The sequence below is a fragment of the Sporofaciens sp. SGI.106 genome, from assembly GCF_050314255.1.
Taxonomy (GTDB): Bacteria; Bacillota; Clostridia; order Lachnospirales; family Lachnospiraceae; genus Claveliimonas.
This window is the reverse complement of the sequence record NZ_JBNPMZ010000004.1, coordinates 194,873-207,446: the sequence shown is the minus strand read 5'-3', so window position 1 is coordinate 207,446 and position 12,574 is coordinate 194,873. Positions and strand designations below refer to the sequence as shown.

Below are 12,574 nucleotides of genomic sequence, written 5' to 3'. Positions count from 1 at the left end.
TCCTTTGGCTGATTTGAGAAAAGGATGCAGTAGATATGAAAGATATGATACATTTAAAAGCACCGGGAAATTGGATAAATGACCCGAATGGATTTATTTATTATAACGGAAATTATCATCTGTTTTATCAGCATTTCCCGTATGCTCCAAGATGGGGAACCATGCATTGGGGTCATGCGGTGAGCAAAGATCTGGTTAACTGGGAGCATAAAGGAATTGCACTTTTTCCGACAAAATATGAAGATCAGAACGGATGTTTTTCGGGTAGTGCGCTGGAGCATGATGGACACATGTATATTTATTTTACAGGAGTTCATTATAATAAACCGGATCCGGATGATATACATCTGTGTCTGGATGATAAGTTTGAGTCTTCCCAGTTGATGATGGTATCGGATGATGGTTTTCAGTTTGACAATTTTAACGGGAAAAAGCTAATTATTCCCCCGATTACAGATAAAAAAATCGGAGACAGGGCACACACCAGAGATCCGAAAGTATGGCGTGGGAAAGATGCCTGGTATATGGTGCTGGGCAGTAAGTCTGAAACCGGGAATGGAAAACTGCTCTTCTTCAAAAGTGAAGATCTCTCCGAATGGACAATGGTGAACAGTGTCGAAAAAGAAGGATTGGGAAATATGTGGGAATGCCCGGACTATTTTGAGACAGAAGGTGGTAAAGTACTTTTGTTCTCACCGATGGGATTTATCAATGACGGAAAACGCTATGCAGAACAATCCATTTGTATGAATGTAGCGTTTGATGAGGAAACCTGTACGATGAACCTGTCGGGAGAATATCAGTTTCTGGATTATGGGCAGGATCTGTACGCGCCTCAGAGTACGCTGGATGAGGAAGGAAGACGAACGGTTATTGCCTGGATGCGTATGCCGGAAGCGGTAGACGGAAAATGGAATGGCATGTTCTGCATTCCAAGAGTTGTAGAAGTGGAGGACGGACACATTTACTTCCGTCCCCATCCGAATGTGGGAAGACAGTTCTGTCGTCGTATAGAATCTCCTCAGGAAGCAGGAAAAGCGGGATATAGAGTGAGTTTTGATCTGAAAGATGGAGAAACTGTAAACATCGGAGGTTATAAAATCTTCAGAAAAGGGGATCGGATCTGCACGGACAGAAGCGAAGTATTCTGTGACTGTGGCAATTACAGGATGCAGTTTTTCACTCCGGAAGTAAAAGAGGGATATAGCCTGGATGTTTATGTGGACGATAATCTGATTGAAGTATTTGTAAATAATGGAGAGTATGTTATCAGCAATATTGTCTATGGATTGAAAAAAGAAATTTTTGCAGAATGTATGGTGGAAATATTTACAATAGAATAACCGGCAAATCGCGGTTGTTTATGAGGAGGCAGCATGAAGATATTTGATGTAGTGGCGTTAGGTGAACTGTTGATTGATTTTACAGAAAATGGAGAAAGCATACAGGGAAATCCTCTACTGGAAGCAAATCCTGGAGGAGCACCCTGCAATGTACTGGCAATGCTGAATAATCTGGGCAGGAAAACGGCATTTATCGGAAAGGTGGGAAAGGATTCCTTCGGGCAGATGCTCACGAAAACGGTCAGGGAAAGTGGAACAGATGTGACTAATCTGGTAGTGGATGAAAAGGTACATACAACACTTGCATTTGTGCATACATTGCCCGATGGAGATCGTGATTTCAGTTTTTACCGAAATCCGGGAGCGGACATGATGCTTAGAAAAGAAGAGGTCAGAGAAGAAGTCATTAGAGAAGGGAAGATATTTCATTTTGGAACACTTTCTTCTACTCATGAGGGAGTGCGTGAGGCAACCAGGTATGCGATAGATGTGGCAAAGGAACAGGGACTTCTCATTTCCTTTGATCCCAATTTGCGGGAGCCATTGTGGGAAACTCTGGAGGATGCGAGAAGGGAAATAGAATATGGACTTTCCAAATGCGATATTCTGAAAATATCAGATAACGAACTGGAATTTATGACGGGAACACGGGATTATTCTGAGGGCGTGCAAATTCTTCGGGAGCGCTATAAAATTTCCCTGATACTGGTTACGTTGGGGAAAGAAGGAAGCAGGGCATATTATAAAGATAAAATGGCAGCGGCTCCTTCATTTCCACAGAAAAACACGATTGAGACAACGGGAGCCGGAGATACATTTGAAGGGTGTGCTTTGAACTATATTCTGGAACATGGGCTGGAGGATCTGACGGAAGAGAATTTGAAAGAAATGCTTATTTTTGCAAATGCAGGAGCATCGATTATTACAACCAGGAAGGGCGCGTTAAAGGTAATGCCCACAGTTGAGGAAATCAGAGCATTAATAGAGGAGAGAAAGTAAAGATTAATAAAACAGCAGGAGGATAAATATACCAATGTCAGGAACAGAAGAAATTTTTCAACAAAGATTAGAAAGGCACCATGATGAATTAAGATGGCTGTATATGGAATTATATCAAAATGGGGATATGTTTGCGGAGTTATGTGACCAGATGTATGAGTATTACCGGAAACGCAGACAGCAGCTTAAGAAAAGAGACAGAGTCCGTGAAAATCATCCTGACTGGTTCCGCAAGAATGATATGCTGGGAATGATGCTGTATATTGATAATTTTGCGGGGAATCTGAAAGGAGTTCAGAAAAAACTGTCCTATCTTGAAAAATGTAATGTAAATTGTATTCATTTGATGCCGTTTCTGGATTCTCCAAAGGGGCGTTCTGACGGAGGCTACGCTGTGGCAGATTTTCGTAAAGTCCGGCCGGATCTGGGCACTATGGATGAACTGGCAGAACTGGCAGATGACTGTCATGAACGAGGAATGAATCTGTGCATGGATTTTGTTATGAACCATACCTCGGAGGATCATGAGTGGGCAGTCCGCGCCAGACGGGGCGAGGGAGAATACATGAGCAGGTATTTTTTCTACGATAATTACGAAATCCCCAGACGATATGAGGAAACCGTGCCTCAGGTATTTCCCACCACGGCACCGGGCAATTTTACGTATCTGCAGGATGCGGGGCATTATGTTATGACTACATTTTATCCCTATCAGTGGGATCTGAACTACAGCAATCCGCGCGTTTTTAATGAGATGATGTATAATTTCCTCTATTTTGCAAACCAGGGCATGGATGTTATCCGAATCGATGCAGTTCCTTATATCTGGAAGGAAATGGGAACATGCTGCAGGAATCTCCCACAGGTTCACAACATTGTACGTATGATGCGCATGATAGGAGAGATTGTCTGTCCGGGTGTCGTCCTTTTAGGAGAAGTGGTTATGGAGCCGGAAAAGGTTGCCCCGTACTTCGGAACGGTGGAGAAGCCGGAATGTCATATGCTTTATAATGTGACAACAATGGCTACTACCTGGAACTGTGTGGCGATGGAAGATATCAGACTTTTGAAAAAACAGATGGACATTGTGAACAGCCTGCCCCGGGAGTATACTTTCTTAAATTATCTGCGCTGTCATGATGACATAGGATGGGGACTGGATTATCCGGCCCTCAGGCAGTGGGGAATGCAGGAGGTACCTCATAAGAGATTCCTGAACGATTATTTCACAGGCAGGATTGCAGGCAGTGTGAGCCGGGGAGAGCTGTATAATGATGATCCTGTAACTCAGGATGCAAGATTCTGCGGAACAACAGCATCCATGTGTGGTGTGGAAAGCGCCGGATTTGAGGGCGATTCGAAAAAGATGGAGAATGCGATCCGTGCGGATATCATGCTTCATGCATGTATGCTGGCACAGTCAGGTATTCCGATGTTGTACAGTGGAGATGAAATCGGTCAGGTCAACGATTACTCATACAAAGATGATCCCGATAAATGCGTCGATTCCCGTTATATTCACCGCGGAAAATTCCACTGGGAGCTGGCAGAAAAGTGTGAAGAGGAAGGCAGTGTGCAGGAGAGTATTTTCGGAGCGCTTGATAAACTTGAGAAAATACGCCGGAGGGAATCTGTCTTCGATGCATCGGCTAACGTATATACTTATGATGTTCACGATGATGCTGTCCTTTGTATTATGAGAGAAAAGGATGGTGAAAGATTCTTTGGAATCTTTAATTTCAGCGCCGGGGAGAGAACGGCGTGGATGAAAGAAGAAGGCGCTTATGTGGACCTTATGACAGGGAAGGAAATCAAGGTTGAGAATCCTGTGGTGCCGGGACATGGCTTTTACTGGATAAAAAGTAAATAACAATAAAAAGGACTATCAGTATTATGATAGTCCTTTTTTAGTCGGGGTAACAGGATTCGAACCTGCGACCTCACGGCCCCCAGCCGTGCGCTCTAACCAAACTGAGCCATACCCCGATGGGTCTATTATATACGAAATGTGTCGAAGAATGCAATAGAAAAATAAAATATATGAAATCTACACATTATTTATCCTATTATATTCCATCTTGTGTTAAAATAAACCTAAATCTATGCTTATAAGAAAAATATGTATGAATTCTTATGTGGAAGGAGTATGGTATATGAAAGCAATTGTAGTAGGACCAAGAGGAAAGATGGGAAAGCTGATTACTCAGATTGCAGCATCCAGAGATGATATGGAACTGGTGGCAGGCGTGGCGCCAAAAGGCAGAGATTACATAGGAAAAGATCTGGGACAGGCAGCGCTTGTAGGATACGACCTTGGGGTTCCGGTGGTAGATGATCTGGAATCTGTGATCGATCAGTGCGATGTAATCATTGACTTTTCTACCAGAGAGATGGCTATGGAGGTTCTGAAGATGGCTATCGCCCATAAGAAGGCGCTGGTATGTGGAACGACAGGATTTTCACCGGAGGAATTTCAGAAATTCAGAGATGCGGCGAATGAGATACCAATGCTGTACGCTGCCAATACTTCCAAACTGGTGAATATTATGAATAAGCTTCTGGAGATTGTGACAAAGGCTGTGGGTGATGAGGCGGATATTGAGATTCTGGAGATGCATGACCAGTGGAAGAAGGATGCGCCAAGCGGTACATCCAGAGAAATGGGAGAGATTATGGCTCATGCCATGGGAAAAGAACTTTCTGACATTGCAGTTTACGGAAGAGAGGGAGAGTGTCCGAGACAGAAAGGAACGATTGGTTATCATTCCCTGAGAGCGGGTAATATTCCAAGCAGTCACAGTGTGTATTTTGGATTTATGGGTGAACGTCTGGAGATTACCCATCATTCTTATAACTGGGAATGTTTTGCAAGAGGAGCATGTGACTGTGCGGCCTATCTGGAGGGAAAAGGACCGGGATTTTATACCATCCAGGATGTATTGAATTTATAGTTCTTATATGATGACGAGATAAATTAATAAGGAAAGGAAAACAATTATGAAAAAAAGAGTGGTAGTAGCATTGGGACATCGGGCATTAGGCACAACACTGCCGGAACAGAAGGAGGCGGTTAAGCGGTCTGCCAAATCTATCGCAGATCTGATTGAGGAAGGATATCAGGTGGTTATTACTCACAGTAATGCACCACAGGTGGGTATGATCCATACTGCAATGAATGAGTTTGGTAAGGTTCATCAGGATTATACGGCAGCACCTATGTCGGTATGTTCTGCGATGAGCCAGGGATATATTGGATATGACCTGCAGAATGCAATCAGAGAAGAACTTCTGGATCGTGGTATTTTCCGTACAGTAAGTACAATTCTTACTCAGGTGACGGTGGATCCTTATGATGAAGCCTTTTATACACCGACTAAAGTCCTGGGACGATATATGTCTGCCGAGGAGGCTAATCAGGAGCGTAAGAAAGGAAATTATGTGGTTGAGGAGCCTGGTAAGGGCTTCCGTCGTGTCGTGTCTGCACCGAATCCGGTGAATATTGTAGAAATAGAAGCAATCCGTGCACTGGTTGAGGCTGATCAGATAGTAATTGCCTGTGGCGGAGGTGGTATTCCGGTTCTTGTCCAGGATAATCATCTGAAGGGAGCCAGTGCTGTTATAGAAAAGGATCTGGCAGCCGGAAAGCTTGCAGAGGAGATTAATGCAGATGAACTGATTATTCTGACCAGTGTGGAGAAGGTATGCATTAATCTTGGAAAGCCGGATGAAGCTAAACTTGGAGAGATTACGGTGGAGCAGGCAAAACAGTATATGGAGGAAGGCCATTTTGGCATATATAATATGCTTCCCAAATTCCGTGCGTCCGTGGAATTTATAGAGAAACGGGAGGGAAGGAGTGCACTGATCACTTCCTTTGATAAGCTGAAAGAGGGTATCAAAGGGAAGACCGGAACGGTAATCCGTTAGGGAAAGTATATTTTTGCAAAGTCGGGGAATACTGGAACATGTGCATGTTGTGCATATCATGAGAAGGAGGAACCGATTTTATGAAAGCAAGAGTGAACGATGGATGTATCTCATGCGGAGCCTGTGTGGAAATGTGTCCGGAGGTATTCCGTTTTAATGACGACGGGGTTGCAGAGGCATATGCCGGTGTGTCTGCAGAGGATGAAGAATCTGCAGTGGAAGCGAGAGATAACTGTCCGGTGTCAGTGATTGATATTGAAGAATAGACAGAACAAAGGTGACGGGTCTGGCATATAATGCAGTAAGAGGTGGTAGTATGAAACTGAGTGAGTTTCAGGATAAAGAAGTAATTAACACCTGTGACTGCAAAAAGCTGGGTTCCGTCACCGATTTGATTTTTGATGAATGCAAGGGATGTATTGAGGCAATTATCATTCCCAAATCAGGAAAATGGTGCTGTCTGTTTGGTGAGGGCGGGGAATATATTATTCCCTTTTCCTGTATTAGAAAAATAGGTCCGGATATTATTCTTGTTGAAATTCATGAAGAGGATGGAAAGTAAACGTAAAAGTGACGCATATGGGTACAAATGCTTTGACAACAGGCTTTTTGAACGATATACTATATATAAATATAGAAGTCCATTTGATTGTGGATTAAGATACAGGGCCGCTCTCGGAGCGGACAGAGGAAAGGATGGAGACTAAGATGAAATGCCCATATTGCAGCCACCCGGATACCAGAGTAATCGATTCCAGACCCGCAGAGGATGGTAATTCCATTCGAAGAAGACGTTCCTGTGATGTCTGTGGAAAGCGGTTCACGACCTACGAGAAGGTTGAGACAATTCCTCTTACAATTATTAAGAAGGACAATACGAGAGAACAGTATAACAGAGATAAGATTGAGAATGGTGTGATCCGTGCATGTTATAAACGTCCGGTTCCAACAGGCGAGATTCAGAAGGCTGTGGAGCGTATTGAGACAAAGATTTTCAGGCTGGAGGAGAAGGAAATTCCCAGCAGTACCATTGGGGAAATAGTGATGGACGAATTGAAGAATCTGGATGAAGTTGCCTATGTAAGGTTCGCCTCTGTGTATCGGGAATTCAAAGATGTCAGTACATTTATGGCAGAGATTAAGAAGATGATGGACAGATAGATTTCAGACTGAAAGCGCAACAAAAGTGTAAATGTGAAAATGCTGTGAATGTGCAGAAGTTAATTGCGAAGAAAACTGGAAAGTGCTAATATAAGGGAAGAAGCAGGTATGCTTCTTCTTTTTCAGTTATAGATTTTGAAATAGTTTTATGGCTTTTTAATGGTTGGTTGTAGATAGGGTGAATATAAATGAGGAATTATAAATTAACGATTGCTTATGACGGCAGCCGCTATCAGGGATGGCAGCGGCAGGCAACTACTGACAATACGATTCAGCATATTCTGGAATGGAGTATTGGCCGGCTGGTAGGATATCGGGTTCAGGTGGATGGCTCGGGAAGAACGGACAGTGGTGTTCATGCCAGAGGACAGGTGGCAAATGTGAAGCTTTCCAAGCTTTATGATGTAGATGATCTGAAAGATGCTTTGAACCGGTGTCTGCCGGAGGATATCCGTATCCTGCAGGTGGAGCTGGTGAGGAGTAATTTCCATGCACGTAAGAGTGCAAAGGGCAAGAAGTATGAATATTATATTGACTGCAGGGAAAAACCGGACGTATTTTCCAGGAGATATTGCTATCATTATCCGGCGGAGCTGGATATTGAAGCTATGAGGGATGCGGTAAAATATCTGATTGGAGTAAAAGATTTTTCTGCATTTACTGATAATAAAGAAACGAATGACACGGTACGTAGAATTTATAATATTAAGATTGTAAAATCCGGAGATAAAATTCGTATTACTTATTATGGTTCCGGATTTTTGTACCACATGGTGCGGATTATGACCGGAACACTGATTGAGATAGGAGCCGGGAAGCGGGATGCGTCCAAGCTTCCGGTGGTGATTGCTTCTGAGGACAGAAGTCTGGCAGGATTTCTGGCGCCTGCACGGGGGTTGTTCCTTAGGAAAGTTTATTATTAGAGGAAGATTACAGAATTATTTGGAGGATGAGTGATGAAGTTTATTTCATGGAATGTAAATGGAATCCGTGCCTGTGTGCAGAAGGGATTTATGGATTTCTTTAATGAGGCGGATGCGGATATCTTCTGTTTGCAGGAGACGAAGATGCAGGAGGGACAGCTTACACTGGATACTCCGGGGTATCATCAGTATTGGAATTATGCAGTGAGGAAGGGGTATTCCGGAACAGCAATATTTTCAAAAGAGGAGCCTGTTAAGGTGACATATGGTATGGGTATAGAAGAACATGATCAGGAAGGACGGGTGATTACCCTGGAATTTCCGGAGTATTATTTTATTACGGTGTATACTCCGAATTCTCAGAACGAGCTGGCAAGGCTGCCGTATCGCATGCGGTGGGAACAGGATTTTCTGTCTTATCTGAAGAAACTGGAAGAGACAAAACCGGTGATATTCTGTGGAGACCTGAACGTGGCTCATAAAGAGATTGATCTGAAGAATCCAAAGACGAATCGGAAAAATGCAGGATTTACAGATGAAGAAAGAGAAAAATTCAGTACACTTCTGGATGCAGGGTTTGTGGATACATTTCGTTATTTTTATCCGGATCAGGAGGGGATTTATTCCTGGTGGTCATACCGTTTCAGTGCACGGGCAAAGAATGCGGGGTGGCGTATTGACTATTTCTGTGTGTCTGAATGCCTGAAAGATAGATTGAAAGATGCGAAAATTCTGACGGATGTGATGGGGTCTGACCATTGTCCGGTTGTATTAGAGATGGAGTAAATATGGTATGAGGATTGAGAGGGAACAGGCGATAGCGCTTGCCATTGATTATCAGGAACGGCTGGTGCCGGTGATGGACAGGAAGACGGAGCTGATAGAAAATTCCGGTATTTTGCTTGCAGGACTCCGGGAATTGGGAGTTCCGATAGTAGTAACTCAGCAATATACGAAAGGGCTGGGAAAGACGGTCCAGGAGATTGTGGAAGCTATTGGAAGCCCGGAGTATGTGGAGAAAATCCGGTTCAGTGCGTGTGATGTAGTAGAGGAAAAGATTCACGCGAAGAAGTATGTGATCGTCTGTGGCGTGGAGGCGCATATCTGTGTGCTTCAGACGGTGATTGATCTGAAGTCTGCAGGATATATTCCGGTGCTGGTGACAGACTGTATTTCCAGCAGAAAGGCATTTGACCGGGAGATGGCAGTGCAGCGTGCAATACAGGAAGGAGCAGTAGTGACTACCTGTGAGGCTTTATTATTTGAGCTTCTGGGAGAAGCGGGAACGGCAGAAAGTAAGAAGATTCAAAGGCTGGTGAAATAAGGGATTGGAGGCTGCCCGAATTGAAAGAACAAAAAATGGATAGAGGTATTCTTTTCAGGACAGTAACTGTGTTCATAGTCTGCCTGTTGCTTTCTTCAGGATTTGCATATTATATTGTGCAGTTTAATGTGCAGGAGAAAAAGGCACAGGCTCAATATACGGCTGAGTCTTCCATAAGAAGGGTGGAAGCACAGATTAATAACTATCTGGTAGTATCTGACATATTGAAGAGCTTTGTGGAAAACGGATATGAGATGAGTAGCAGAGATTTCGGAATTATGTCTGAACGTATGATGGATAATGAAGGGGTAATAGAGGCAATTGAGTATGCCCGGGATGGGATTATATCAGATGCATATCCAATAGAAGGGAATAAAGAAGCCATTGGCCTGAATCTGATGGAAAACCCTGCAAGAGAAAAAGAAGCTACTCTTGCTGCGACAAGCGGACAATATACGATTGCCGGACCTTTTGAACTGGCGCAGGGAGGAATGGGTGCGCTTTTACTCGATCCAATCTATGTGAAAGATGAGAGTGGAACGGAACAATTCTGGGGATTTTCTGTTCTGGTTCTGAATTGGGATGCCTTCCTTGAAGAAGTTCATCTGGAAAAAATGGAAAGTTCCGGTTACCATTATCAGATTTGGCATGTCAGTCCTTCTACAGAAGAGAAAGTGATCATAGCCCAGTGCGAAGAACAGGAAATGAATCAGGCTCTTCAGGTAGTGTGTGAAGTACCTAATGATACCTGGTATTTTGAAATTATGCCGGAGGAAGGCTGGATTACTTCCAGGCAAATGGTAATGAGTGTTGTGGGGATTATTTTGATCTCCCTGTTAATAGCTATGGGTTATTGGCAGTATGCTTTCAGGCAATATCAGGAAAAGATACATAAAGAAGAACTTGAAAAAGCGGCAGCCGAGGCAAAGTCTGCTAACGAGGCAAAAACAAGATTTCTGTTTAATATGAGTCATGATATCCGTACTCCAATGAATGCAATTCTTGGTTTTACAAAAATTGCTGAGGAGAATCTGTCAAATCGGGAAAAAGTGAAGGATAGTCTTGAAAAAGTTAAGATTGCGGGAAAGGAACTGTTAGATCTGATCAATGAGGTCCTAAACATTTCAAGAATAGAAAGCGGCGCTATGAAACCGATGATGATCAGCGCAGATTTGTACGAGCTTAGTCAGGTGATGGGGCTTCTTTTTGAACAGTCTATGGCTGCAAAGGGGATTCATTTCGAAATTTTAACAGATATACAGGAATCTCATGTGATTTGCGATATGCAGCATATGAGAGAGATATGTGTAAACCTATTATCGAATGCTCAGAAATTTACTCCGGAAGGAGGAAGAGTGTCTTTTGAAATCAGACAAAAGGAATCTGTCGAAGAGCGGTTTGGTGAATATGAAATATTCATAAAGGATAATGGCATTGGCATGAGCGAGGAATTTAAGAATATTCAGTTTGAATTGTTCGAGAGGGAGGAAGACAATAAAGTATCCGGAATCGAAGGAACGGGTCTTGGTCTTCCTATCGTCAAGAGACTTATAGATATGCTTGGAGGTGAGATTGCCTGTGACAGTGAGAAAGGCAAGGGAACTGCGTATACGCTCACATTTAAATTGGAGATAGATGAACAAAAGATGACCTCAGAACAGGAAATTCCTGTTGAACAGAATATGCATGTGGATGATTTTTCCGGTAAGCATATTCTTCTGGTTGAGGATAATGAACTGAACCGGGAAATTGCATTATACATTTTTGAAGACATGGGATTCAGAGTAGATATTGCAGAGGATGGAGTTCAGGCTGTGGAAAAAGTGAAAGCATCAGTTGAAGACAGATACGATTTAATTTTTATGGATGTACAGATGCCGAATATGAATGGATATGAGGCAACGATGGCAATACGGGCTTTGGATAATCAAATTCTTGCCGAGACACCGATTGTTGCCATGACTGCAAATGCATTTGCAGAAGATAAAAAGAACGCAGCGGCGGCAGGTATGAACGGACATATTGCCAAGCCGGTTGAAATTCCAAAACTGATGGAGATGTTGAAGGATATATTTCAATAATGAATCATGAAGGGGAGGATGTGACTCATGTGAGCCGTGTCCTCCCCTGTTTTGACTAACCATTTATTGGAAGTACCTCTGTTACAGGTATCCTCCGTCTATTCCAATCACCTGTCCGGTCATATATGCCGGACCGTGTGCCATATCCCAAACAAGTGCCGCTACTTCTTCCGGAGTACCGAAGCGTCCGGCGGGAATTTCGTATTCCAGGGTCTTCCGTTCCTCTTCGGTTAACTGGCTGTTCATGGATGTGTCGATGGCGCCGCAGGCGATGGCGTTGACCTGAATGTTGCTGGGGGCAAGTTCTTTGGCAAGAGCCCGGGTCAGGCCGTGAATCCCTGATTTCGAAGCGGAGTAGGCGGCTTCGCAGGAAGCACCTGTTGTTCCCCACATGGAGGAAATGTTGATGATCCGACCGGATTTTTCGTGTACCATGGGCGGGATTGCCTCGCGGCAGCAGTAAAATACGGATGATAAATTGGTGTTGATAATGCGATCCCATTCTTCATCGCTCATATCGGATAAGAGACCGATGTGGGCGATTCCTGCGTTATTGACCAGTACATCCAGTTGAGGAGTGATTGTATAAATCTGTCGGAACAGGGAGCGCACTTCATCGGGCTTTCCGATATCAGCGGGAATGGGTGTGCAAAAACCTCCTGTTTTCTGGATTTCCCGGGCTGTCTCCATCAGGGCATCCATAGAACGGGAGCAGTTTATAAATACGTGGTATCCCTGTGATGCAAAGAGGAGAGCAATGCTGCGCCCGATTCCCCGGGATGCACCGGTTACAAGTATATATTTTTTTTTCATAAA

13 protein-coding genes and 1 tRNA gene are annotated in these 12,574 nt (G+C 43.6%); 12 read left to right on the top strand and 2 right to left on the bottom strand.

Annotated features, from left to right (window positions below; all coding sequences use genetic code 11):
* Positions 1-35: 35 nt before the first annotated feature.
* The 3 genes from ACQRCC_RS05145 to ACQRCC_RS05135 are packed head-to-tail and all read left to right on the top strand — an operon-like array spanning position 36 to position 4,212.
* Complete coding sequence (locus tag ACQRCC_RS05145; protein ID WP_427849734.1) at positions 36-1,343, top strand: glycoside hydrolase family 32 protein; 1,308 nt, start codon at positions 36-38, stop codon at positions 1,341-1,343.
* Positions 1,344-1,376: 33 nt separating this feature from the next.
* Positions 1,377-2,342, top strand: a complete 966-nt coding sequence (locus tag ACQRCC_RS05140; RefSeq protein WP_427849733.1) for a carbohydrate kinase family protein — start codon at positions 1,377-1,379, stop codon at positions 2,340-2,342.
* A gap of 34 nt (positions 2,343-2,376) precedes the next feature.
* Positions 2,377-4,212: an amylosucrase gene (locus ACQRCC_RS05135; protein WP_427849732.1), complete on the top strand. Its 1,836-nt coding sequence runs from the start codon at positions 2,377-2,379 to the stop codon at positions 4,210-4,212.
* A gap of 41 nt (positions 4,213-4,253) precedes the next feature.
* Here the strand turns inward: ACQRCC_RS05135 and ACQRCC_RS05130 are convergent.
* Positions 4,254-4,328: transfer RNA gene (locus ACQRCC_RS05130), tRNA-Pro, on the bottom strand.
* Between the two features lie 167 nt (positions 4,329-4,495).
* Between ACQRCC_RS05130 and dapB the strand changes: the two genes are divergently transcribed.
* The 9 genes from dapB (at position 4,496) to ACQRCC_RS05085 (ending at position 11,758) form a co-directional block, all read left to right on the top strand.
* Complete coding sequence (gene dapB / locus ACQRCC_RS05125) at positions 4,496-5,293, top strand: 4-hydroxy-tetrahydrodipicolinate reductase (protein ID WP_427849731.1); 798 nt, start codon at positions 4,496-4,498, stop codon at positions 5,291-5,293.
* Positions 5,294-5,339: 46 nt separating this feature from the next.
* Complete coding sequence (arcC, locus tag ACQRCC_RS05120) at positions 5,340-6,269, top strand: carbamate kinase (RefSeq protein ID WP_427849730.1); 930 nt, start codon at positions 5,340-5,342, stop codon at positions 6,267-6,269.
* 80 nt (positions 6,270-6,349) lie between these two features.
* Positions 6,350-6,535: a ferredoxin gene (locus ACQRCC_RS05115; RefSeq protein ID WP_427849729.1), complete on the top strand. Its 186-nt coding sequence runs from the start codon at positions 6,350-6,352 to the stop codon at positions 6,533-6,535.
* 50 nt (positions 6,536-6,585) lie between these two features.
* Positions 6,586-6,831 (top strand): PRC-barrel domain-containing protein, encoded by a 246-nt coding sequence (locus ACQRCC_RS05110; RefSeq protein WP_427849728.1) that lies wholly within the window; start codon positions 6,586-6,588, stop codon positions 6,829-6,831.
* 146 nt (positions 6,832-6,977) lie between these two features.
* Positions 6,978-7,430 carry a transcriptional regulator NrdR gene (gene nrdR / locus ACQRCC_RS05105; protein ID WP_427849727.1) on the top strand — a complete coding sequence of 151 codons (453 nt, stop codon included), beginning with the start codon at positions 6,978-6,980 and terminating at the stop codon, positions 7,428-7,430.
* 188 nt (positions 7,431-7,618) lie between these two features.
* The gene (truA, locus tag ACQRCC_RS05100; RefSeq protein WP_427849726.1) at positions 7,619-8,353 is read left to right on the top strand and encodes a tRNA pseudouridine(38-40) synthase TruA; all 735 of its coding nucleotides are present in this window, start codon (positions 7,619-7,621) and stop codon (positions 8,351-8,353) included.
* Positions 8,354-8,386: 33 nt separating this feature from the next.
* Positions 8,387-9,139, top strand: coding sequence for an exodeoxyribonuclease III (gene xth, locus ACQRCC_RS05095; RefSeq protein ID WP_427849725.1), 753 nt, complete (start codon positions 8,387-8,389; stop codon positions 9,137-9,139).
* Between the two features lie 7 nt (positions 9,140-9,146).
* A complete protein-coding gene (locus ACQRCC_RS05090; RefSeq protein WP_427849724.1) occupies positions 9,147-9,677 on the top strand; it encodes an isochorismatase family protein in 531 nt (176 codons plus the stop codon).
* Positions 9,678-9,697: 20 nt separating this feature from the next.
* A complete protein-coding gene (locus ACQRCC_RS05085) occupies positions 9,698-11,758 on the top strand; it encodes a response regulator (protein ID WP_427849723.1) in 2,061 nt (686 codons plus the stop codon).
* Positions 11,759-11,839: 81 nt separating this feature from the next.
* Here the strand turns inward: ACQRCC_RS05085 and ymfI are convergent, their stop codons facing one another.
* Entirely contained in the window at positions 11,840-12,571 is a 732-nt protein-coding gene (ymfI, locus tag ACQRCC_RS05080) for an elongation factor P 5-aminopentanone reductase (RefSeq protein WP_427849722.1), read from the bottom strand.
* Positions 12,572-12,574 lie beyond the last annotated feature (3 nt).

Coding starts and splice junctions, on each gene's coding strand:
- ACQRCC_RS05145 (WP_427849734.1), top strand. CDS start 36: ATGAAAGATATGATACATTTAAAAGCACCGGGAAATTGGATAAATGAC.
- ACQRCC_RS05140 (WP_427849733.1), top strand. CDS start 1,377: ATGAAGATATTTGATGTAGTGGCGTTAGGTGAACTGTTGATTGATTTT.
- ACQRCC_RS05135 (WP_427849732.1), top strand. CDS start 2,377: ATGTCAGGAACAGAAGAAATTTTTCAACAAAGATTAGAAAGGCACCAT.
- dapB (WP_427849731.1), top strand. CDS start 4,496: ATGAAAGCAATTGTAGTAGGACCAAGAGGAAAGATGGGAAAGCTGATT.
- arcC (WP_427849730.1), top strand. CDS start 5,340: ATGAAAAAAAGAGTGGTAGTAGCATTGGGACATCGGGCATTAGGCACA.
- ACQRCC_RS05115 (WP_427849729.1), top strand. CDS start 6,350: ATGAAAGCAAGAGTGAACGATGGATGTATCTCATGCGGAGCCTGTGTG.
- ACQRCC_RS05110 (WP_427849728.1), top strand. CDS start 6,586: ATGAAACTGAGTGAGTTTCAGGATAAAGAAGTAATTAACACCTGTGAC.
- nrdR (WP_427849727.1), top strand. CDS start 6,978: ATGAAATGCCCATATTGCAGCCACCCGGATACCAGAGTAATCGATTCC.
- truA (WP_427849726.1), top strand. CDS start 7,619: ATGAGGAATTATAAATTAACGATTGCTTATGACGGCAGCCGCTATCAG.
- xth (WP_427849725.1), top strand. CDS start 8,387: ATGAAGTTTATTTCATGGAATGTAAATGGAATCCGTGCCTGTGTGCAG.
- ACQRCC_RS05090 (WP_427849724.1), top strand. CDS start 9,147: ATGAGGATTGAGAGGGAACAGGCGATAGCGCTTGCCATTGATTATCAG.
- ymfI (WP_427849722.1), bottom strand. CDS start 12,571: ATGAAAAAAAAATATATACTTGTAACCGGTGCATCCCGGGGAATCGGG.